A 22,599-nucleotide genomic window follows, 5' to 3' on the forward strand; every position below is an offset into this window, starting at 1 on the left:
GAGATATAATAAGAAAACCAGAATATATATTGCATCGTTTTATTGTTAGGTTTATGAATTTTCCTCCGCAGTAAAAGCGAATAAGAATAATTGTAAGTTGTATAAGTAGTAGAAGGTGTAGAGACAGAATGTGTATCTTGGTAGAATTAGTAAAAAGTTAAACGAAACATATAAATGGCAATTCGAACATTCGTAGGTACGTTAAAAAATCGGTATTCTCAATACAAGCAACTAAACAACATGGTCGCGGTTATAGAGAACAGTGGTAAGTTCGATGAACGATACTATCTTACGAATCACTCCATCCAAGATAAATGGGCGGTTAAAAGCCCGATAAAACACTTTTTAACTAAAGGTGCAACTTTAGGCTACAACCCTTCTGAGTGGTTCAACACGAGTTGGTATGTGGAGCACTACGAGGATGTAAAAGAGCAGGGCGTAAATCCATTTTTTCATTACATTCTATACGGTAGACGTGAAGGGCGTAAACCTAGTCCAAATCGATTTGCAACAGCTCTTGATAAGAAACGTGATTGGATTAAAAATGGCGTTGTAGAAAATTTATGGGGCGGATATTCTGAGCCCGCTTTACAAGATTTGCAAACGGTATATCAATCTCACGAAGAAGATACCGACTTACGTTACTTTGCTGCTTGGCATGCAGCTCGATGGTTTTATTTTGAAGGTGATTTCAAGAAGGCACTTTCTTTGTCTGAATTGGTTAGAGAGCTTAGCAAAGATTATCATATTGATAAGACAGCAGTTCTTATGCATGCTTTCTGCTTAATAAAACTAGGCGATTTAGATGAAGCTAAAGTGCATCTACTTGAGTACTTGGAGACCTCGCCGAGCGATGCTGATGTACTTTTGTCTTTATCTAACCTACATGAAAATCCACAAAACCGTCTATTTTGGATAAATAGTGCTTTCGAAAGGCATGGTTTTGCACCAATAGCTTTGAACGAATTTAAAGGCCAAATTGGGTTCGAAAATCTGGTTGCTACAGCGCCACCTATCCAAGATGACCGACTAGTTAGTGTCATCATACCCACATTTAATGCAGGTGAGCGAATAGAGATTGCGATTCGCTCGCTATTGAATCAAAGTTGGCGAAATTTGGAGGTGATTGTTGTAGATGATTGCAGTATTGATGACACAACAGAACGTGTTCGCCGGATTATGCTTGAAGATGAAAGAATAAAACTAGTACAGCAACCACACAATGGCGGCGCGTATAAGGCTAGAAATGCTGGATTAAAAGTGGCTGAAGGTGACTTTATCACGACTCATGATGGCGACGATTGGTCACATCCTCAAAAAATTGAAACGCAAGTATCATACCTTGATAAGCATTCTACAGTGATGGGCGTATCAACTTTTTGGATCCGCGCCACATCAGATTTGCATTTCCAGCACAACTGGCGGCTTAATCCAAGGTTAATTCATTGGTCTCATTCATCTTTTTTGTTTAGACGCCAGGTTCTTGATGAATTAGGCCCTTGGGACAATGTGATTGCAGGTGGGGATACCGAGTTTATTTGGCGTGTTCAAGCTCACTATGGTAAATGGGCGTTCAAGAGAATCCATAAGGAAGTACCAATGGCATTTGCATTGGATGACGACGGCTCTCTAACCAGAAATAAAGCCACCCATATCAAAACAATGCACAACGGTTTACGTCACGTTTATAGAAGTGCATGTAGTTGGTGGCACAGGCAGCAAGCCAGTAATTTAAACATCACAGAACTTCGCTCGCGACCATTTCCGGCTCCACGCTCAATGCTAGTTCGAGGTGATAACAATGCGGCTGCCGAACTCATCTTTATTTCAGATTTCAGTACTGGACGTTTTAATGATGACGATTTTTCATTAATAGCATCTTTGCTAGAAAAAGGTAAGCAAGTGATGCTCTACCACATACCCGTTTATGGAAAAGTTAGCAGCCCACTTTGCGATAAATTTTTTACCTTACTTCAGAAAGAAAATTCAGAAGTGTGTGTGTACGGAATGCAAGTGAGTGTTGCAAAAGTTGTATTCTTAAATTCACATTTACTGCGCTTTGTTCCAGAACAACTTGCCGAGGTTCGAGGGGACTTCACATTTGTTCAACAAATTGATGAATATATTGCCTCGTCTGAGAATATAGAACGATTTGTGTCTATGAGCAGTAAGAAAGATGTAATCCATTTAAATAGAGACTCATTAAAAGATGAACTCCTTGCGTAGTGCAGTATTCGAATTGATATTTCTAGTGATAGTTTGTGAAGAACATTAATTTTTTTGATGCCGATTGGTATGTAAAGACTTATCCTGATGTTGCGAATGCAGGAGTCGATCCCTTAAAACATTTTATACAGCACGGAAGGCGGGAAGGGCGTATACCATGTAATTTGCCAGCTCTGGCACTAGAACGTCAGCTTTGGTCTAACGCATTTTCGCCTGAGGAAAGTCTTAAGCAGCTAGACGTTCAAGCGTCAGTAAGCAATGTGAATGGAATTTATGCTAGTAGGGTTCTGAGTAGTTTTTATCTATTCACAGAAAGTGCGAAGATGGCTATAAAGTACATTGAACGCATCTGGGATGATTTTGAAAGCGCGCAATTATTGTTCAGTGTGGAAGAGCTATTTCTATTGAGGTTTGAGAGTTATTTTAAGGATGGCAATTTGAAGGTGGCTCGGGAGGTCGCTTTTTCAGAAGAATGGCCTAAATGCACCTCGAAGCTGCTGGCAAGAGAAATGGTGGCAACTAATGAAAGGCGGTTTTCAGCGCTTAACGAAATTTATGTGCGTCAAAACTTAATACCTCTGACTCATACCTCGGCGGGGGGGGCATTCGATTCGTTGGTATCTCGTCGCCCAAATAAATCACTTCTTGGTCAGCTATTAGGCGTTTTGCATAGAAAAACCGTATCTGTGGTCGTGCCCGCGTATAATGCAGCTAGTACTATATCGACTTGCCTAGCATCGCTTTGTTCTCAGACGTGGAAAAATATCGAAATAATAGTCGTTAATGACGCATCGACGGACTCCACCAAAGCAGTGGTAGAGACATTTTGTGAAAAATACCCATTTATTAAAGTTATCAACAACTCTGTGAATAAAGGCGCATACGCTTCACGGAATATCGGTATGCAGTGCGCTGTTGGCGACTTTCTGACTGTCATGGATGCAGATGATTGGGCTCATCCGCAAAAAATTGAAAAGCAAACCCTGCCTTTTCTTTTTAAGCGAAAATTAAAAGGGACGCTATCACATTGGGTCAGAAGCTCAAACGATCTTCATTTTTCTACCACTAAATCGAGTAAATCATGGGTTCATAGAAATGTTTCCTCACTTCTAATCAAAAGAGACGTTTATCAAGCACTCGGTGGTTGGGATGAAATTGCAGCTAATGCTGATACTGAATTTTATGAACGGATGAAATGTGTCTTCGGGAAGCCTTCTGTTCTCGAAGTTATGCCTGACATACCACTTTCATTCGGAAGATCACACTCTTCTTCATTAACGCAAAGTAAGGATACGCATTTAGTTACGCAATATGGTGGTGTGCGTAAGCAATATATGGATTTTGCGCGCATATGGCATCGGCATTCTACTGAGTTGTACAACCCCAGTGTTTGCAATAGTAGGCCATTTCCAGTTCCCCCTACGTTATTGAAGCAAGCTAATAAAGAGAATGATGAACAGTTTAAACGTTGGAGTGACGCTCTAGATGAGCAATGGTATTCCACTGTTTACGAAGATGTAAACATTCTTGGATTGGGACTTCATGAGCATTTCTGGCGTACAGGGGAAGCCAATGGTAGGTACCCATCTCTTTTATTCTGTCCTGAAGCCTACAGGTATAAGTTCAATGTTGATGAAAAAGAGTCTCCCACTTGGCACGCATTGAATTCGCAATGGGACTTTAATTCTCCTGTCGAAATCGGTGGGAAACAGAAACACACTGATGCTTTAGGTCAAAAGGTCGCACTTTTTGGTCATTCGGTATCAGAAAACATTTTTGGCGCTGAGCGAAGCTTTATTGATATTGCAAGAGCACTTCACAAAGCCAATTTGGATGTAACAATCTTCTTACCTTCTTGTGCGAATACAAGTTACGTCGAAGAGCTTAAGTGTTATTCATCCTCTATCATCTTTCTACCTCTGCCCTGGGTAAAGGGGACAAGAGAGGTTTTCAATTCTTTGGTTGAATATTTGGTTAAGTGTTTTATTTCACATGGTTTTAAAAGCGTTTATGTAAACACAATCATGTTATTGGAGCCTCTCCTCGCTGCAAAGAAAGCCACTATACCAAGCGTTGTTCACATTCGTGAACTTGTTGAATTCGACCCTGATTTGGCAAAAAGTATCGGTGAGACCCCTGAGCAAACCCATTCTAGGATAGAGAATACGGCGGACTTTTATATTGCTAATTCTCAGGAAACTGCAAATTGGATAAATAAGCCTAGTTGTACGGAAGTCATATATAACTGTATCGATAGTTTTGAGGAGTCTAGCACTCGCAACGATAAAAACAGAACCGTATTAAAGGTGTGTATGCTGAGCAGTAATGTCAAGAAAAAAGGCGTTGATGACTTTTTCGAAATAGCAGCAATGTGTAGAGGCAATAAAAAGATAGAGTTCAATCTATATGGGCCTATCACGGCGGATGTTCAGAGTGCAAAGCGTCGTTATGGTAGTTCAAATATTCACTTGGCTGGTTATATAGAAAATCCTAAGGTCGTGCTAGTAGATAATGATGTTGTGCTAGGGTTATCTAATTTTAAAGAGTCTTTTGGTCGTACTATTGCAGAGGCAATGGCTATAGGGCGCATTGTTATTGCTTATGATTGGGGAGCGGTTGGTGAGCTGCTGGATGCCGACTCCGGTTTTTTAGTGGAGTATAAAGATAAGGCAAAAATTGTATCGATCTTGAATGCGCTAGTCTCAGATAAAAAGGGGCGAGAACAGATTGAAACGGCGGCGGTAAAGAGGGCTAACTCTCTATTTTCTCCAACGAGCTTTGATAGCAAACTCGGGCATTATATGTTGAGTTTGCTTGAAAACGCGGCTAGCTCAAAACTTTGAACTAGCACAGCGGAGCGCTATTAAAATGCAGTTTATCTTCCATATAGGGCCACCTAAAACAGGTACATCGGCTATACAATATTGGTGTGAAACACACCGAGACTGGCTTTTACAACATAAGATCTTTTACCCTTCACATGCTATGGATGCCAATGATATCAGCTCTGGAAACTTGCTAAGTTTATACAGTGTTGATTGTGTTACCGGTAATTTAGAATTAAATGTCAGTAAACTAGAACAGCTACGCGCTGAAGCAGTCTCCTTAGATGCGGAGATTGTGCTACTTTCTTCTGAGTTTTTTTTCAAACGAGTCAATGAATTAGCTGAACATTTTCCAACGGCTAAGTTCTTAGCGTATATACGTTTTGAATTAGAACTCTTGGAATCAAACTATAATCAAGCGATCAAGCGTCATGGTCGAATAACCACGTTCAAACCCCCTCGTTCTCCTCAGGCAGATTCGGTAAAATTCCTTACTAGATACATTGATAATTTCGGTAAGGAACGTTTCATACTGAGACCGTACAGTGAAACTTTGTTTAAACACAGCAATATAGTTTCCGATTTTTTGGTTCAAATATTAGGTTTCACTCCTGATCAAGCTATTGTGAAATCTCGTCGTATTAACCGACGTTATTCGGCAGAGGGCGTGGAACTGAAACGGTGGTTTAATCAATTCTCCATCAGTAAATTGCAAGAAAAACTAGATCTATTTTTGCAAGTTATTGGCAATGAGTCTTCATCATATTCAATTATCGACAAAGGCACATTTGAATGGTTAAAAAAAGGGTATATCGACGAATTAGAAAAATTTCTTGAGAAAACGAAAGTAGAAAATAAGGACGTTTTTTTAGCTGAATGTAAGGATACTAAGCAGAATAGCATCCATATCCAATATATCGACATTTTCTGTTTTTCCGAGTTAATTCGGCGCTTTATTGACAACGAGAAGACGAATGAAGCTTTATTGTTAGAGTTTTACTGCACTAACGTTTCTGCTGCAGTCTCTTTTGTTGATAAGGTAAGAATGGAGGCTATCTATAAAAACCTTTCCTTAAAAGCCAGGCTAAAAATAAAGCGAGGACAAAATAACTCAACATTTAAGTTTTTACGTAGCACAGTGTTAAAAAAGTCCAATGCATATAAAGATGAATACCTTGCCTTTGTTGGACGGGGTTTAGACAAACTATGGAATAATCAAAATCAGCAACGAGTTTGTCCCCAAGTCAATTTGGTATCGCACCATATCCCTCATACCACCCCGAAAGAATTCTCACTAGCACTAGAGTACGCATACGGTAGGACACATGTGCATCATGTCCGGTCAGCACCAAAAATTGCAGCTCTTAAGTTGGGAGAATCTATCTGGATACCGGCAAAAACGCACGTACTACATGGGCATTTTCCTTACCATAATCAACAACGAATTTTTTTCCCTAATGCTTTACATGTGTGTTGGGTGAGAGACCCTCTAGAGCGTTTATGGTCATACTTTAATGAGGTGTTAATTTTCAAGCGCCCTCAATTGCTTTACAAAAATATTGTTTCGCTCTCAGAAAAGCAGGGTATTTCGACGATAGAAAATCTATTTGATGCATTCATGCTGTCGGGCGAATTCGATTTTATCAAAAGTGCACAGTCGAACTATATAACGGAAGGTGGAGAGGGTCGTTTTGCGTTTATTGGTTCTGTCCACAACTATGCAGAAGATCTCCCTAAGCTGGAGGAAGTTATTGGGCGAAAAATAGAATTATCAAAAGGAAACATGCCTCCAAAGGTGGTAGGGAATAAACATTCTTATGAGAAGAACCGTTTAATTTTGAGAGAAGAATATAGGTTCATTGAGAATTACATGTGATAGGGAATTTCAAAAAAAGTTTGAAAATTAAACCTTTACTGATTATCTTTACCCTCACAATAAAATAAAACGGCATGCAGCTAAAAAAGCCTGTTTAACAAAGGCGGCGAGTTAGCATGTGAAGTACGTATTACCTTGGAATGTTAAAATGGACTTTATGCATAAAGCGCGCACGCGTTTGGCTTTGGTTGTGTCTGTACTGTCCCTTGCAGCTTGCGGTGTTAGCCCCACAGAACCTGAAACCTACTACAAACCTGCTAACACTTATAGTTCACTCCCTGCTCACGCAGATACTAAGCATGTTAGCGAATCTATGTTAAGTGCGCTTAGAGAGCGAAATCTCACAGCGACCACAGGGTTCCATGTGTTGCCATACCGCAGTGGGCGCTGTAAAGCATCTTTACTGTACAGTGTTACGCCGGCCAATATGTCAGGGCTATTTTTAAACGGTAAAGATCTCTTTTCCGGCGCTTATTTAGTGCTTTCCTATAACGATGGCGACTGGGAGTTAACGAATTCTCGCAGCCGTACCAGTACTATTAAATCAATCAGCGCAGAAGATGCCATTGAAGATAACCTTGACGCGCTGCGTCAGTACGAATTGTACGTGCGCCTAAGCGGCAACTTAGATGAAGATGCGCTAGAAGATTTAACCGAAATATTTGTTGAGTATGGCATGACTATGCCATCGGTTATCGTAGCGAACAGCCGTTATCATAAGCTCATTAAGCAAAGCGCACTGTCTTCGAGTCGTTTGTATTTTGATGCGCCAGCGGCCATTGAAGGCGCGTCTTTTATTGCATCAACACCTCAGCAAAATGATGTCGACCTTATTTACAGCTATTCAGGAAACGGCGCTTCCAACAATGCTCTTCAGTTAAAAAACATCATTTTAGAAAGCAACTTCAATAAGGCATGTAATGCTAAAGGCACTTTCGTCTCAATGCCCAAGCTTAACTTGTTAGCCAAAAAGCGCTTTAGTGATGAAGAGTTGGTGTTGGGATTGCCAGCTGATGCCGACTTTAATCAACTGCCGGTTCAGCACAAGCTTATTGCACAAGGGAAATACCTAAATTGGTTGGGGGAGAACAAGGCATATACCCTTTCGGAAAAAACCAAAGACAAGTGCCTAGAAAAGAATGCCGCCCAGGATGTTCGTGCCCGCTGCGCAGCAAGAAAACGTGATGCCGATTCAGTTATGCAGGATGAAAAGGTGGTGTTTGGATGGTAGTGCGCAACGCTAAAGCCATACTGTTACTGGCTTTTTTCTTTATTTATTTTGGTTTAGAGCTGAGTTTCAATTTACTGCTGGTGGATGTGTATTCGCTACCGCTAGAAGATTTGTTTGGCGATAAGCATCACCATGCTGCGCGTTTAGAGTTGTTTGGCCGTATGCTTTCTGGCTTTGGTCTTTCACTGGCCATTGTCTCTTTTGTGCCTGTTCAAAAATTGCTTTTTTGGAAAAAAGAGCAGGCTTCATCGTTGCCGGGTAAGCAAATCTTGGTGGTGAAAGGCCTTGCCTTTTTACTGCTTTGGGTGGCATTGGTGCCCTCATTAAGACTGTTTGTGGATGGCTGGGCGCACGCAACTTCTAGTGACGCAAAGTTAAGTGCTGTACGGGCAATTGCTTATCGAGAAGCTTATCTAAACGATTTGGTAGAAATTGACAGGTTCGACGAGTTTAATGCTATTGCCAGCGATGAAGCCCGTCGTGATTTAGTGATAGCGTTGCTGCCTTCATTGGCTTTCTCCTCAACAGGGTTTAATGCCTTAATTGAACGTAATGTCGAGGCCATGGCCGACACCTTATTAAGTAACAGGCAAAAATCCCAATTCGCCAAAGAAGGGTTGCCCAGGCTTCGTGAGTTTGATGCGCTATACCAAAGCGAACTTCGTTTATACATGAATGCGCAAAAAAAGCGCCAACAAGCCCTTAGTGCATTAAACGATATTGATACCCTTGAGGCGGAAACCGCCGCTCATGTGGATGCCATATACCTTTATTTAGAAAATAGCTGGAAACGCTATGTTACAGGCATTGATGAGACCTACGACGACATCAAGCAATATGCCAGTAACGACAGTATTCAAGACGCGCACCGCCAGTTTAAAGATCAGTATCGAGACGAGTGCAAATCTCAGGTGTGCAAAGACAACGTGAAAGTTCGCCATGCCAATTGGCTAAATGAACTCGATATTCCCATGATGTATGTCACGCCCGACGATATATTGTTTACCCTTTACGGCACTGAGGAACGGGTTCGTTCTATTCTACGTAAAGGGCGAAAAAATGCCCTTAGGTATGTATATCATGTGGACGAAGATATTGAAGAGTACGAGCAATGGTTGTTGTCTCCTGGTGGGAGTGAGCATGCGCGCTTATATTTGGCTGAGCGTGGCGTGGCTTTGGCTGAGCATTGGCAATTGCAGAACACCAGTGCCATCTTCAGGGCGGTTACTCAAAAATATCAAAGCCAGGTAGACAAAGTTTGGCCCGAATACCTGCAAGGGTCTCAGTTTAAAGTTCAAAATTCGACTATGGGCCAATACGATTTCTCATTGCTTCCCATCGTTGAAAAGAAAGCAAGAAGCATAATGGGGCGCTTCTATTTAACCAACTTCACGCCGGGTGAATCGGAAAGTGCCTATTTGCAACGTTGGTTGAAGTCGCAAGACAATATTTCGTTTATCCGCATGTTATCCAGTACAGCCGCTGAGGCAGCTTTCTCTAAAGGCGGTGGCTTGTATCAAATCGGTGTTGATGCGGTTAAATTATCCATTGTGCCGCAAACCAGTATTTTGTTGAGTTTCATTGCCGTCTTCGCCCTTGCCATTAAATTTATAGTGCAACTGTTTAAGGGCTATCCTAAGTTTTACGCTGTATTTCTTATTGGTGTGATGACGATAGTACTTGTGGTGCCCACGGTAAAAAGCGTTACTGATAGCCATTCATACTCTGCCATGATGGCCAATTTTTCAGAAGAGTTTCATAAAGATGACCCTGTCAGTCGTGTAAAGATGAAGCTATTTGGCGTGACGCTAGATTTAGAAAATGGCGTATTTACCGCTTACCGACATAATCCAGCCAAGCAGTTGGTTGCCGCGCCTTTGTTTCATTTTCAAAAGAATGAAAAGGGAGAGGTGGTGGAATCTACAGCGGTAACCAGCCTTCGGTATTATGACGATGCATTCAACACCGTATTTAGCTTTCTACCGAGTCATGTTTTTGGGTTTAGTGAGCGTGATGGTTTTAACGCCAACGTGTCTTTAATTAAGCCTGATAACAGCATTGCGGCTTACATGGGCATTGAAATAGCAGGCAATGAGGTAAAGTCGGTGGCTATCCCCAATTTTCTTGCCTCTACAGATTTAGGCTTTTTAGCCGAGCAAGCCTTTATCCTAAATCATGATCCCCTCGCACTCACGCTGGATTATATTTCTAACTACGATTCTCCAGAGTATTGGGTTGAAATTGCTAACGGCCGAGCATTTCGCTCTACGCTGATTGAAAAATTAGAAGCGGTGTTGCCCGGCGTGATAGAAGGTAATACCCGCCTTAGAAAACTACTAGAAAGCCAAGTGAAAAAAGGTAAAGCAAACATTTTACTGTATCAAGCGACAGCGGGAGCGAAGTACCAATGTTTCGTTATGCCTACGCTGACGTCAACAGACTTAGCCAATGCCCTGCTAAGTAATCAAGTCGATTACGAAAAAATAGAAGATTGTTGGATTGAAATATGATGAGTAAATTGAAAACTTGGGCGTTTCGTCAGTTAAGCGAAAAAATGCTGCCCATTATTTTACTGGTATTGGTGGCAAGTGCATCGGCGTATTTTAGCCAACAACAAGAACAGCAATTGGCTGAAAGCTTAAAAACATTAGAAAGAATTAAAATAAAGTTGTCGTTAATGGGGGACGAGTAAATGTCTGAAGATAACAAAAAATCATGGTTTTCATTTGAGGTAAATATCCCGGTATTGCTGGGGTTCGTGGTAGCACTTTATTTTATGTATTCAGGCCACGTAGCCACTATGGAAAATGCAGAAAAAACGTCGGCACTGCTATCCAAATATGAAATCTTGCTAGACAACGCCATTGCCAACGACCCCAATGTGCTGAAAACCTACAAAGCAAATATGAAAAAAGTAGAGCAGTCTATGTCACCTGAAGAAAAACGACTACTGTCGTTACTGCTTAATGTTCAACAGGCTAATGGGTCACAATAAGCGTAGTTGCTTCTTTATACATTTAAAATTTGCCGTGCTTTTTCCACAATGGCTTTACTTATGGTGTAATCGGCGCGGCTTTTTCCGGTAATAGCGTAATAACGTTCGTTTAACGACGGGGCGTTACCAATACAATGCACATCATATTGCGCCTCAACATGTTCTGCTATGGCAGAAGGCGCGCAAAACACACCAAAATCTTCACTTCCAAAAAGCTTTAACAACGCCGTATCATCAAATTCAGCCACTATTTTAGGATAGAGTTGTTCGGTCTCAAGCCAGCTACTCAGCGCATGCCGAATACCTGACGTATGGCCTTGCATGAGAAGAGGCATCTCGTTTAAACATTGGGGAAAGTGCTGGTGTGGGTGAAGTGGGTGTTTTGCAAAAAAGCTCATCGCGCTTTCGCCTAAAAAGAAACTGCTGGCATTAATTTGGGTTCCGGGTGCAATCCCTCGGTCGGCCACAATGAAATCAATGGCATTTATTGCTAACTCTTTAAGTAAACCGTCGAAGCTATCTTCCTTAATAATGTATTTAACATTGGCGTGTTCTCGCATAGTGTGATGCACAAAGTCGTAGAAGAGCACTTTGGGAATGCCGTTAGTGATGCCTATCACAAACTCTTTTGAACTCACGTCCTCATGGCTGTTTAATATTTCCGCCAGTTGATTGCCTTTATTGAATATCTCACTGGCATGCTGAAACACCACTTTGCCTTTCGTGTTTAGGTGTAACCGCTTATTTACGCGATCAAATAAACAGTAGCCAAGTTGATTTTCAAACGTAGACAGTTGCCCACTCACCGTTTGTGGCGTAACGTGAAGTAGTGAAGCCGCTTTGGCTATACTTCCTTCTCGTGCAACAAGAAAAAAGTAATAAAGGTGATGGTAATTTAAGTGATGCATAGTGTTTAAATTAGGATTTAAGAACTTCGGTATTTTCGATGTTATTCTAAGAATATAACAGATTTAATCTTGGTAGATCATGCATTACAGTATTACAGCTTAGTACAATTACGTACTGTAATAGCATAAAAACGGAAATTAGAAGGGTATATGGGAAAAGCGATCGATTTACGTGCCACACGCAAAACGTTATTCAAGCTGTTAAAACCTGAGTCAGACTTCTTCTGGGTTGCTATTGCCTATGGTGTTGCCATTAGTTTAATGACACTGGCGGTACCTATCGCCGTGCAAACGCTCATCAACAGTATTGCGAACATTGGTTCAACCCGCGCGGTTATTATCCTTGCCACGGTGCTCTTTTTAACTTTGTTTATTTCTGGTGTATTCAGCGCATTGCGTATGCGAATTATGGAATTCTACGAACGCAAAGTGTATGCAAGGCTCACGGCGGCACTGAGTCTGCGTACTATTATGGCCCCTCATAGCTATTTTGAAGGGCGTCAAAACACCAATGTGACTCAGCGGTATTTTGATATTATGACCCTCCAGAAAAATATTCCTTCATTGATGGTCGACGGCTTTGCACTTGTTCTTCAAATGCTGGTGGGCTTTACCCTCGTCTCGTTTTATCACCCTGCGCTATTCGTGTTTAATCTTGTCCTTATTTTGGTGATGTACGCTATATGGAAAATTTGGGGCGCAGGGGCGAAGCGCACGGCTATTGAGCTTTCTCACGCTAAATACGAGTCAGCGAAATGGCTCAACGATATTGCTGCAGCCCATGAGTTTTTTAAGTCTGCAGATCATGTGGAGTATGCGGGGCGAAATACAAACGGCTATATCAACAATTACATTCACAACCATAAAAACCATTTTCACTACACCTTCTCCCAAGTGGTGATGTTTTTACTGCTGTACGCGTTAGCCAGTGCTTCTTTGTTGGGCATTGGTGGTGTACTGGTGGTTCAAGGTCAGTTATCTATCGGCCAGTTAGTGGCTGCAGAACTGATCATGTCGGCAGTGTTTTTTGGCCTTTCCCGCTTTACTCAATATCTTAAGTTATATTACGAGTTGTACGGGGCTGCAGACAAAATTGGCTCAGCACTCATTATTCCTCAAGAAGATGTTAATGAAGATGCCAATCGTGTGCCCCGTTCTTCTCAGTTGGTGTTTAACAACTTAGTGTTGGAACATGGCACCGACAGCTGTTTTATCGATACCACGCTTAAAGCAGGGGGTAAGTATTTCATCACCACGGATAAAAGCTGGGTGCAAAAGCAACTTACTGCATTAATGAAGCGGTACGATAAACCCAGCAAAGGGGAAATCTTGCTCGGCGATCTCAGTCTGTTCGATTACGATACTTATGAACTTCGCCAAGCCATTACAATTCTAGACCGCTCGCTAATAGTGGAATGTACTATAGAAGAGTATTTACGCTTAGCTAGCCCCAGTGTGAGCATCTCTGAAATGCGCCAGGTGTTGGCTGCCGTCGAATTATTACCTGTTGTGGATGCATTACCACATGGGTTATCTGAGCATATTTCCGTATTAGGCGCGCCTTTACAGCCATTAGAGTTTCTCTTGTTGAAACTGGCGGGGGTACTGATTGCACAACCTAAAGTCCTTATTATTAACCAGCACTTTGATGCGATTCCTAAAGCGCTTCGCCTGCGCTTGTTAGCGCATCTCGACAATTTAAAATGCACTGTGTTGTATTTTACCAATACCCCCCGAAAGTGGCATGTTCACCGGCGCCATTCACTTGCACGATGATGTCACCGAGCTTGTAAATAGCAGTGAAGAGGGAGGGGCACACAATGAATAGTGCAGAAAAACGCTTTTTATACAATGTGACGTCTTTATCTACCTTGGTCATTCCTAAGTTACACCGTGTGGTTTGCGGGCTTATTGTGTTTATGGTGTTAGCCGCTGGCTTAATATTGTATTTTACCCCGTGGATCCAAACTGCCTATGGCACCGGCGCGGTAGATTCGCTCGACCCAAAAGATCGTATTCAAGCAATTAGTGCGCTGGTGGGAGGGCAAATAAAAACGTGGCATGTACGAGAAGGCATGCAAGTGAAAGCTGGCGATCCCATTGTTACGCTTATTGATGTTGACGCTGAACGACTAGACAAGCTTCAGTCTCAGCTTAATGCAGCGAACCAGCGTCACCAAGCCAATGAAATTGCAGTGGCGAATGCACAAAATAACTTGGCGAGGCAAATGTCGCTTCAGGCGCAGGGGCTAGTGTCACGAAAAGACGTAGAGCAGGCGCAAATAAAACTTCAGGAATTAAAAGCGAAAGCGGCGTCTTCACTTTCGGATATTAATGAAGTCAGTATGAGCTTATCGCGGCAAGCCACGCAAACAAAGGTTGCGCCAGTAGACGGCACCATAGTGCGACTGTTTTCTGGTGGAGTGTCTACTTATGTGTCCGCAGGTCAGGTATTAGGGCAGTTTATCCCTTCTAATGCGCAACGGAGTGTGCGCATAACCATTTCAGGTTTAGATGCTCCTTTGGTAAAGCCTGGCGCGAAAGCAAGATTACAGTTTGAAGGTTGGCCAGTCTTTCAGTTTAGTGGGTGGCCCGGCAGTGCAATAGGTACCTTTGGCGGTGAAGTGGTTTATGTTGAGCCCATGGCCAATGCAAGCGGAACATTTCAAGTATGGATTAAGGAAGACGAAAATGACGTACCGTGGCCACAAGAAAGCTCTGCTCGCTTAGGTAGCAGGGTAAAAGCGTGGATATTACTAGAAGAAGTGAAGTTAGGTTATGAGCTATGGCGACAACTGAATAACTTCCCACCGCAACAAACCTCAGAGACTTCTTCTGATAAGGCGTCAACCACGTGGTAAGGCTTTTGGTTAGAACAACGCTTATGCTCTTGGGCATTGCTGTGGTAGGCGCAGCACCTTTGTACGCGGGTGGAGATACCCATGATACTTCTCCCCAAAGGAAAGTCGCAGTAAATGCGCCCACGGTAAAAGCTTTAATTTCTTCGATGCAGCATCACCATCCTTATACTCGGGCAATAAAAGAGGGGAGTGTGCAAGCGGGCGCAAATCTCGATATTGCACAAAGTGCGTTTGACCCTTTTGTAGAGCAAAACAGTTTTTCGAGGGTTACAGGGTATTATCACGGCACATCGCTACAGCAGCGAGTGGTTAAGCCCATCGAGGATTACAACGCTTCAGTCTTCACTGAATATCGTATTACCAATGGCGATTTCCCCGTTTACGAACAAGAGTATGAAACGTTATCCGCAGGCGAAGCCAGTATAGGCATAGCGTTTTCTTTACTAAAAGGAAGAGACACCGATAAACGTAGAATGGGGGTTGAGAATGCGAGATTAGATTTTCAAGCCTGGCAAGCTGAAGCGAACGAATTACTTAATTCGTTTATTTATAAAGGGTTAAGTGACTACCTTATATGGTATGAAAGTGCGCTCCAGGTACAAGCGTTAGAGTCATTACTCGCCACAGTTTCTGAGCGTGAAAATGCCATTGCGACGCGGGTAAAACAGGGCGACTTAGCACAAATAGCGCTAACAGAATTTAGGGCAAATGTACTGCAACAAACCTTATTGGTAGAAAAGCTAAAACAAAAGAGAGATGGTTATGCGCACGCGTTGTCCTACTATCTGCGAGATAGTAACGGCAACATTATTGATTTACGCCACGCCACCCTAGCCCCTAACGATATTGAATGGCCATTTTGGGTGGGAGAAGCACAGGTAAACACTTTACGTAGTCAGCTATTAGCGCACCCTACGTTGAAAAGCATGCGTTTGGCACAGTCACAAAATCAGAATAAAGTGCGATTAGCTAACAATGCTTTGTTGCCCAAGTTAGATGTTAAAGCCTCTATCGCCCAAGACTTCGGAGGGGGATCTACCACCCTTGATGATACCGAAAGTAAAGTTGGCTTGTCGTTCTCTTACCCTTTAGGCAACCGCCAGGCTAAGGCGGAGGTGACTAAAGCACAGAGCAAGAATAGGGAATTGGCGTTTAAGATAGATGCATTGCAACAAAGATTAGTTCAGTCATTCGAGCAAGCCTATACATATTGGCAACAAGCCAAACGTGTTGTGAAGCTGCAGGAAGAAAATGCAGAGTTAGCGCGGGAGTTATCGAGTATGGAACGCCAGCGATTCAATGAAGGTGATAGTGATATGTTCGTGCTAAATGCAAGAACTTCAGCAGAAATAAAAGCCCAAATGAAAGAAATTGAAGCGAGAGTCGATTTACTCAAGGCAGAGTTAACACTCTATAACGTTGCCGCGGCATTGCCTTTATATGCAAGTACCGCCGAATAACTGCGTTGTCTTATTGACTACGCGGAATGGCTATCTAATCGTAATCGCGCTATTAAAATCGTCTTCACTTAGACCAGCGGCAAGTGCGTAACCTTTTAACTTCGCGTTATCAACACCAGCATGTTGAGCAGTACTGAGGATTTTCATGACCTGTTCACGCTGTTCAACCGACTCTCGTACTGCAGTTTCTACTACCGTTTGTGCGCGGTTAGGGAAGACCGCTAATAATGCATCTACGACATACTCACCTACAAAAGGAACAGTATTGATGGCAGTTGTCATTATTTCAACTAGCTTGTTGGGATGTTCTTGAGACAAAGTTTGCACAATGCTATCTGCCGCATCAGGCTGGGTGAGTACGGCTACCCGTACTATTTCGTCTAACTCGTCAGGTGTAGCCACTGCCGCTGCTTGTACAACAAAGTCGACGTACGTAGGCTCGGCCTTAATAGCTAGCTGAACAATGTTAGGGCAAGAGCTTACTTCTTTTTCTATCGCGAGCTTAACAATCTCTTCAGTAGACGAAGGTTGGGCAGAAATTGCAGCGAAAATAATCTCGCGGTATTTGTCGGGATAATAATCTAATGCTAAATCCACAACAGAAACTACTTCCTGTGGGTAATGACCAGCAATAGAGCTAATTGCTCTGCCTACCGACATATTCTGATCCACTTGTCGTCTTAAAAACGATAGTTGGATGTCATTATTTCGTTTAGCTTGAGATGACGTTTCTAATTCTGAATCCTTTGGCGAAGCAGTTTCTGCATTCGCGGTTTGTGCAAATACGTTTGCGCTTAGGGTAAGCGCTAGCGCACAAAGCGAAAGCTGTTTATTAATACGAAACATAAAACCACCTTATAATTATTGCGTAGCCACAATATAAATACTTTTATACGACTACTACTTTATAGGAATTAACCACCCATCCTATTAGTAATTAGTCCATATTGTCTACTAATTATCACATCTGACTAGAAAGTAACCGTGTAGTTCACTTTTATCAACTTTTTCACGTATTAGGGTTGACCTTTAGTTATAGATCTCTACAATGCGCATCCGCTTCGGGGGAAAAGCAAAACAGCCAACCTTCTGAAGTTAGTCTCTACTTGCTTTATCGGCCAGTAAAGACGGGAGTTTAGAAGAAACGCTTCAGAAAATAAATTTTCAAAAAGTGTTGACAACAAAAACTTCCAGCGTATAATGCGCACCTCACTCGAACAGGGTGAGCCACTAAGAAGCAAAGCGCTTCGCGGTGAGCAAGGAAAACGAATCAACTGAGAGTAATGTTGGTCCTCCTTGCGCAGAAGTCACGACAAAAAGCGTCATGATTCTGCACGATGTTCTTTAACAATTTAGACAAGACAATCTGTGTGGGCACTCGTTAAGAGTGTCACAACGACGATTCATATTTCGATATATTTAATTGAAGAGTTTGATCATGGCTCAGATTGAACGCTGGCGGCAGGCCTAACACATGCAAGTCGAACGGTAACAGGAAGTGCTTGCACTTCGCTGACGAGTGGCGGACGGGTGAGTAATGCTTGGGAACTTGCCTTTGCGAGGGGGATAACAGTTGGAAACGACTGCTAATACCGCATAATGTCTACGGACCAAACGGGGCTTAGGCTCCGGCGCAAAGAGAGGCCCAAGTGAGATTAGCTAGTTGGTAAGGTAATGGCTTACCAAGGCAACGATCTCTAGCTGTTCTGAGAGGAAGATCAGCCACACTGGAACTGAGACACGGTCCAGACTCCTACGGGAGGCAGCAGTGGGGAATATTGCACAATGGGGGAAACCCTGATGCAGCCATGCCGCGTGTGTGAAGAAGGCCTTCGGGTTGTAAAGCACTTTCAGTTGTGAGGAAAAGTTAGTAGTTAATACCTGCTAGCCGTGACGTTAACAACAGAAGAAGCACCGGCTAACTCCGTGCCAGCAGCCGCGGTAATACGGAGGGTGCGAGCGTTAATCGGAATTACTGGGCGTAAAGCGCACGCAGGCGGTTTGTTAAGCTAGATGTGAAAGCCCCGGGCTCAACCTGGGATAGTCATTTAGAACTGGCAGACTAGAGTCTTGGAGAGGGGAGTGGAATTCCAGGTGTAGCGGTGAAATGCGTAGATATCTGGAGGAACATCAGTGGCGAAGGCGACTCCCTGGCCAAAGACTGACGCTCATGTGCGAAAGTGTGGGTAGCGAACAGGATTAGATACCCTGGTAGTCCACACCGTAAACGCTGTCTACTAGCTGTGTGTGCCTTTAAGGCTGTGCGTAGCGAAGCTAACGCGATAAGTAGACCGCCTGGGGAGTACGGCCGCAAGGTTAAAACTCAAATGAATTGACGGGGGCCCGCACAAGCGGTGGAGCATGTGGTTTAATTCGATGCAACGCGAAGAACCTTACCTACACTTGACATGCTGAGAACTTTCCAGAGATGGATTGGTGCCTTCGGGAACTCAGACACAGGTGCTGCATGGCTGTCGTCAGCTCGTGTCGTGAGATGTTGGGTTAAGTCCCGCAACGAGCGCAACCCTTGTCCTTAGTTGCCAGCCTTAAGTTGGGCACTCTAAGGAGACTGCCGGTGACAAACCGGAGGAAGGTGGGGACGACGTCAAGTCATCATGGCCCTTACGTGTAGGGCTACACACGTGCTACAATGGCATTTACAGAGGGAAGCGAGACAGTGATGTGGAGCGGACCCCTTAAAGAATGTCGTAGTCCGGATTGGAGTCTGCAACTCGACTCCATGAAGTCGGAATCGCTAGTAATCGCAGGTCAGAATACTGCGGTGAATACGTTCCCGGGCCTTGTACACACCGCCCGTCACACCATGGGAGTGGGATGCAAAAGAAGTAGTTAGTCTAACCTTCGGGAGGACGATTACCACTTTGTGTTTCATGACTGGGGTGAAGTCGTAACAAGGTAACCCTAGGGGAACCTGGGGTTGGATCACCTCCTTACCATTACGTCGAAAGACGCACTTGATGCAGTGCCTACACAGATTGTTTTGTTCGTAAATGAACAAACTTGGATACTTACGATACTCCTGAGAGTACTGTGAGTCCTCCTTGCGCAAAAGTCATGACAAAAAGCGTCATGATTTTGCACGATAGTTCTTTAACAATTTGGAAAGCTGATATTAATAGTAATCAATCAAAATTGAGTAACTGAGAAGTCGAAAGACGTACTTTTTACTCTACTTGACTTGAATTGCTTGTTATCAACATTGATTGATAGCAAGGCAATTCTTCCGATTAGCTTGTCATGCATACAACATTACCCTTGTCCGATTTCAAAAGGCGGACATGAGGCCGATACTCAAGGCTTTTTAGGGTTGTATGGTTAAGTGACGAAGCGTATACGGTGGATGCCTTGGCAGTTAGAGGCGATGAAGGACGTGTAAGTCTGCGAAAAGCTGTGGTGAGCCGACAAAATGCATTTGAGCCACAGATGTCCGAATGGGGAAACCCACCTGTTTACAGGTATCGTTACATGAATACATAGTGTAACGAGGCGAACGAGGGGAACTGAAACATCTAAGTACCCTTAGGAAAAGAAATCAAACGAGATTCCCCTAGTAGCGGCGAGCGAACGGGGAACAGCCCTTAAGCTGTTTAGTGTGTAGTGGAATCCTTTGGGAAGAGGAGCGATACAGGGTGATAGCCCCGTACACAAAGCGTGCTTTACAGTGAAATCGAGTAGGTCGGGACACGTGTTATCTTGACTGAATATGGGGGGACCATCCTCCAAGGCTAAATACTCCTAACTGACCGATAGTGAACCAGTACCGTGAGGGAAAGGCGAAAAGAACCCCTGTGAGGGGAGTGAAATAGAACCTGAAACCGTATACGTACAAGCAGTGGGAGCCCTTCGGGGTGACTGCGTACCTTTTGTATAATGGGTCAGCGACTTATATTTAGTAGCAAGGTTAAGCGAATAGCGGAGCCGTAGCGAAAGCGAGTGTTAACTGCGCGTTGAGTTGCTAGGTATAGACCCGAAACCCGGTGATCTAGCCATGAGCAGGTTGAAGGTTGAGTAACATCAACTGGAGGACCGAACCCACTAACGTTGAAAAGTTAGGGGATGACTTGTGGCTGGGGGTGAAAGGCCAATCAAACCGGGAGATAGCTGGTTCTCCCCGAAATCTATTTAGGTAGAGCCTCGGACGAATTCCATTGGGGGTAGAGCACTGTTTAAGGCTAGGGGTCATCCCGACTTACCAACCCTTTGCAAACTCCGAATACCAATGAGAACTATCCGGGAGACACACGGCGGGTGCTAACGTCCGTCGTGGAGAGGGAAACAACCCAGACCGCCAGCTAAGGTCCCAAAATATTGCTAAGTGGGAAACGATGTGGGAAGGCACAGACAGCTAGGAGGTTGGCTTAGAAGCAGCCACCCTTTAAAGAAAGCGTAATAGCTCACTAGTCGAGTCGGCCTGCGCGGAAGATGTAACGGGGCTAAGCAATATACCGAAGCTGCGGCAGCACAGTTTACTGTGCTGGGTAGGGGAGCGTTGTGTAAGTGGATGAAGGTGAGTTGTAAAGCTTGCTGGACATATCACAAGTGCGAATGCTGACATGAGTAACGATAATGGGAGTGAAAAACTCCCACGCCGGAAGACCAAGGTTTCCTGTCCCATGCTAATCAGGGCAGGGTAAGTCGGCCCCTAAGGCGAGGCAGAAATGCGTAGTCGATGGGAAACGGATTAATATTTCCGTACTTATATAATCAGTGATGGAGGGACGGAGAAGGCTAGGCAAGCTTGGCGTTGGTTGTCCAAGTGAAAGTGCGTAGACCGAGAACTTAGGTAAATCCGGGTTCTTAAAGTCGAGACACGAGACGAGCCACCAAGGTGGTGAAGTTGTTGATGCCCTGCTTCCAGGAAAAGCTTCTAAACTTATGATTATATGAACCGTACCCCAAACCGACACAGGTGGTCAGGTAGAGAATACTAAGGCGCTTGAGAGAACTCGGGTGAAGGAACTCGGCAAAATTGTACCGTAACTTCGGGAGAAGGTACGCCTCTGTGTGTGAAGACTTCGCGTCGTAAGCACATGGAGGCCGCAGTGACCAGGTGGCTGGGACTGTTTATTAAAAACACAGCACTCTGCAAACTCGTAAGAGGACGTATAGGGTGTGACACCTGCCCGGTGCCGGAAGGTTAATTGATGGGGTTAGTTTTCGGACGAAGCTCTTGATCGAAGCCCCGGTAAACGGCGGCCGTAACTATAACGGTCCTAAGGTAGCGAAATTCCTTGTCGGGTAAGTTCCGACCTGCACGAATGGTGTAACCATGGCCACGCTGTCTCCACCCGAGACTCAGTGAAATTGAAATCGCAGTGAAGATGCTGTGTACCCGCACCTAGACGGAAAGACCCCGTGAACCTTTACTACAGCTTGGCACTGAACATTGAACCTACATGTGTAGGATAGGTGGGAGGCTTTGAAGCATTGTCGCTAGATGATGTGGAGCCGTCCTTGAAATACCACCCTTGTATGTTTGATGTTCTAACATAGTTCCCTTATCGGGAATGTGGACAGTGTCTGGTGGGTAGTTTGACTGGGGCGGTCTCCTCCCAAATAGTAACGGAGGAGCACGAAGGTTAGCTAATCACGGTCGGACATCGTGAGGTTAGTGCAATGGCATAAGCTAGCTTAACTGCGAGACAGACACGTCGAGCAGGTACGAAAGTAGGTCATAGTGATCCGGTGGTTCTGTATGGAAGGGCCATCGCTCAACGGATAAAAGGTACTCCGGGGATAACAGGCTGATACCGCCCAAGAGTTCATATCGACGGCGGTGTTTGGCACCTCGATGTCGGCTCATCACATCCTGGGGCTGAAGTCGGTCCCAAGGGTATGGCTGTTCGCCATTTAAAGTGGTACGCGAGCTGGGTTTAGAACGTCGTGAGACAGTTCGGTCCCTATCTGGTGTGGGCGTTGGATGATTGATGGGAGCTGCTCCTAGTACGAGAGGACCGGAGTGGACGAACCGCTGGTGTTCGGGTTGTCATGCCAATGGCATTGCCCGGTAGCTACGTTCGGAACGGATAACCGCTGAAAGCATCTAAGCGGGAAGCCGGCCCAAAGATGAGTCATCCCTGACCTTTAAGGTCTGGAAGGGTTGTTATAGACGATGACGTTGATAGGCAGGGTGTGGAAGCGTTGTAAGGCGTTAAGCTAACCTGTACTAATTGCCCGAGAGGCTTAACCATACAAC

The 22,599-nt window shown here is 44.0% G+C and carries 12 protein-coding genes and 2 rRNA genes; 12 read left to right on the forward strand and 2 right to left on the reverse strand.

Going from position 1 to position 22,599, the window contains the following annotated elements; translation table 11 throughout:
* Positions 1 to 174: 174 nt before the first annotated feature.
* The 7 genes from IUA53_RS02710 to IUA53_RS02740 all read left to right on the forward strand — a co-directional run bounded on the left by IUA53_RS02710 (position 175) and on the right by IUA53_RS02740 (position 11,153).
* A complete protein-coding gene (locus IUA53_RS02710; RefSeq protein ID WP_196898285.1) occupies positions 175 to 2,226 on the forward strand; it encodes a glycosyltransferase in 2,052 nt (683 codons plus the stop codon).
* 35 nt (positions 2,227 to 2,261) lie between these two features.
* On the forward strand, positions 2,262 to 5,069 hold the full coding sequence (locus IUA53_RS02715; protein ID WP_196898287.1) for a glycosyltransferase: 2,808 nt from the start codon (positions 2,262 to 2,264) through the stop codon (positions 5,067 to 5,069).
* Positions 5,070 to 5,094: 25 nt separating this feature from the next.
* Positions 5,095 to 6,927, forward strand: coding sequence for a hypothetical protein (locus tag IUA53_RS02720; protein WP_196898289.1), 1,833 nt, complete (start codon positions 5,095 to 5,097; stop codon positions 6,925 to 6,927).
* A 118-nt stretch (positions 6,928 to 7,045) separates the two neighbouring features.
* Positions 7,046 to 8,158 (forward strand): hypothetical protein, encoded by a 1,113-nt coding sequence (locus tag IUA53_RS02725; protein WP_196898291.1) that lies wholly within the window; start codon positions 7,046 to 7,048, stop codon positions 8,156 to 8,158.
* The gene (locus IUA53_RS02730; protein WP_196898293.1) at positions 8,152 to 10,668 is read left to right on the forward strand and encodes a hypothetical protein; all 2,517 of its coding nucleotides are present in this window, start codon (positions 8,152 to 8,154) and stop codon (positions 10,666 to 10,668) included. Before IUA53_RS02725 ends, IUA53_RS02730 begins: the two co-directional genes overlap by 7 nt.
* On the forward strand, positions 10,665 to 10,850 hold the full coding sequence (locus IUA53_RS02735) for a hypothetical protein (RefSeq protein ID WP_196898295.1): 186 nt from the start codon (positions 10,665 to 10,667) through the stop codon (positions 10,848 to 10,850). The genes IUA53_RS02730 and IUA53_RS02735 overlap by 4 nt, the downstream gene beginning before the upstream one ends.
* Positions 10,851 to 11,153 (forward strand): hypothetical protein, encoded by a 303-nt coding sequence (locus tag IUA53_RS02740; protein ID WP_044448752.1) that lies wholly within the window; start codon positions 10,851 to 10,853, stop codon positions 11,151 to 11,153.
* A 14-nt stretch (positions 11,154 to 11,167) separates the two neighbouring features.
* On the opposite strand, the gene IUA53_RS02745 is transcribed toward IUA53_RS02740, so the two are convergent.
* Complete coding sequence (locus IUA53_RS02745) at positions 11,168 to 12,061, reverse strand: LysR family transcriptional regulator (RefSeq protein WP_196898298.1); 894 nt, start codon at positions 12,059 to 12,061, stop codon at positions 11,168 to 11,170.
* Positions 12,062 to 12,211: 150 nt separating this feature from the next.
* On the opposite strand from IUA53_RS02745, the gene IUA53_RS02750 reads away from it, so the two are divergent.
* The 3 genes from IUA53_RS02750 to IUA53_RS02760 are packed head-to-tail and all read left to right on the forward strand — an operon-like array spanning position 12,212 to position 16,382.
* Positions 12,212 to 13,837 (forward strand): ABC transporter transmembrane domain-containing protein, encoded by a 1,626-nt coding sequence (locus tag IUA53_RS02750; RefSeq protein WP_196898300.1) that lies wholly within the window; start codon positions 12,212 to 12,214, stop codon positions 13,835 to 13,837.
* Positions 13,838 to 13,881: 44 nt separating this feature from the next.
* Positions 13,882 to 14,922, forward strand: a complete 1,041-nt coding sequence (locus IUA53_RS02755) for an efflux RND transporter periplasmic adaptor subunit (protein WP_044448746.1) — start codon at positions 13,882 to 13,884, stop codon at positions 14,920 to 14,922.
* A gap of 5 nt (positions 14,923 to 14,927) precedes the next feature.
* Positions 14,928 to 16,382 carry a TolC family protein gene (locus tag IUA53_RS02760; RefSeq protein ID WP_231401242.1) on the forward strand — a complete coding sequence of 485 codons (1,455 nt, stop codon included), beginning with the start codon at positions 14,928 to 14,930 and terminating at the stop codon, positions 16,380 to 16,382.
* Positions 16,383 to 16,412: 30 nt separating this feature from the next.
* On the opposite strand, the gene IUA53_RS02765 is transcribed toward IUA53_RS02760, so the two are convergent.
* Positions 16,413 to 17,228 carry a hypothetical protein gene (locus tag IUA53_RS02765; protein ID WP_196898302.1) on the reverse strand — a complete coding sequence of 272 codons (816 nt, stop codon included), beginning with the start codon at positions 17,226 to 17,228 and terminating at the stop codon, positions 16,413 to 16,415.
* Between the two features lie 574 nt (positions 17,229 to 17,802).
* Between IUA53_RS02765 and IUA53_RS02770 the strand changes: the two genes are divergently transcribed.
* Positions 17,803 to 19,336, forward strand: a 16S ribosomal RNA gene (locus IUA53_RS02770).
* Positions 19,337 to 19,716: 380 nt separating this feature from the next.
* Positions 19,717 to 22,594: ribosomal RNA gene (locus IUA53_RS02775) — 23S ribosomal RNA — on the forward strand.
* Together the 16S and 23S rRNA genes form the textbook arrangement of a ribosomal RNA operon.
* The last annotated feature ends 5 nt before the right edge of the window (positions 22,595 to 22,599 follow it).

This window comes from Alteromonas sp. B31-7, from assembly GCF_015767655.1.
GTDB classification, from domain to species: Bacteria; Pseudomonadota; Gammaproteobacteria; order Enterobacterales; family Alteromonadaceae; genus Alteromonas; species Alteromonas australica.

Bases quoted from the DNA above. Each gene is read 5' to 3' on its own strand.
- IUA53_RS02710 (WP_196898285.1), top strand. From the start codon at position 175: ATGGCAATTCGAACATTCGTAGGTACGTTAAAAAATCGGTATTCTCAA.
- IUA53_RS02720 (WP_196898289.1), top strand. From the start codon at position 5,095: ATGCAGTTTATCTTCCATATAGGGCCACCTAAAACAGGTACATCGGCT.
- IUA53_RS02730 (WP_196898293.1), top strand. From the start codon at position 8,152: ATGGTAGTGCGCAACGCTAAAGCCATACTGTTACTGGCTTTTTTCTTT.
- IUA53_RS02735 (WP_196898295.1), top strand. From the start codon at position 10,665: ATGATGAGTAAATTGAAAACTTGGGCGTTTCGTCAGTTAAGCGAAAAA.
- IUA53_RS02740 (WP_044448752.1), top strand. From the start codon at position 10,851: ATGTCTGAAGATAACAAAAAATCATGGTTTTCATTTGAGGTAAATATC.
- IUA53_RS02745 (WP_196898298.1), bottom strand. From the start codon at position 12,061: ATGCATCACTTAAATTACCATCACCTTTATTACTTTTTTCTTGTTGCA.
- IUA53_RS02750 (WP_196898300.1), top strand. From the start codon at position 12,212: ATGGGAAAAGCGATCGATTTACGTGCCACACGCAAAACGTTATTCAAG.
- IUA53_RS02755 (WP_044448746.1), top strand. From the start codon at position 13,882: ATGAATAGTGCAGAAAAACGCTTTTTATACAATGTGACGTCTTTATCT.
- IUA53_RS02765 (WP_196898302.1), bottom strand. From the start codon at position 17,228: ATGTTTCGTATTAATAAACAGCTTTCGCTTTGTGCGCTAGCGCTTACC.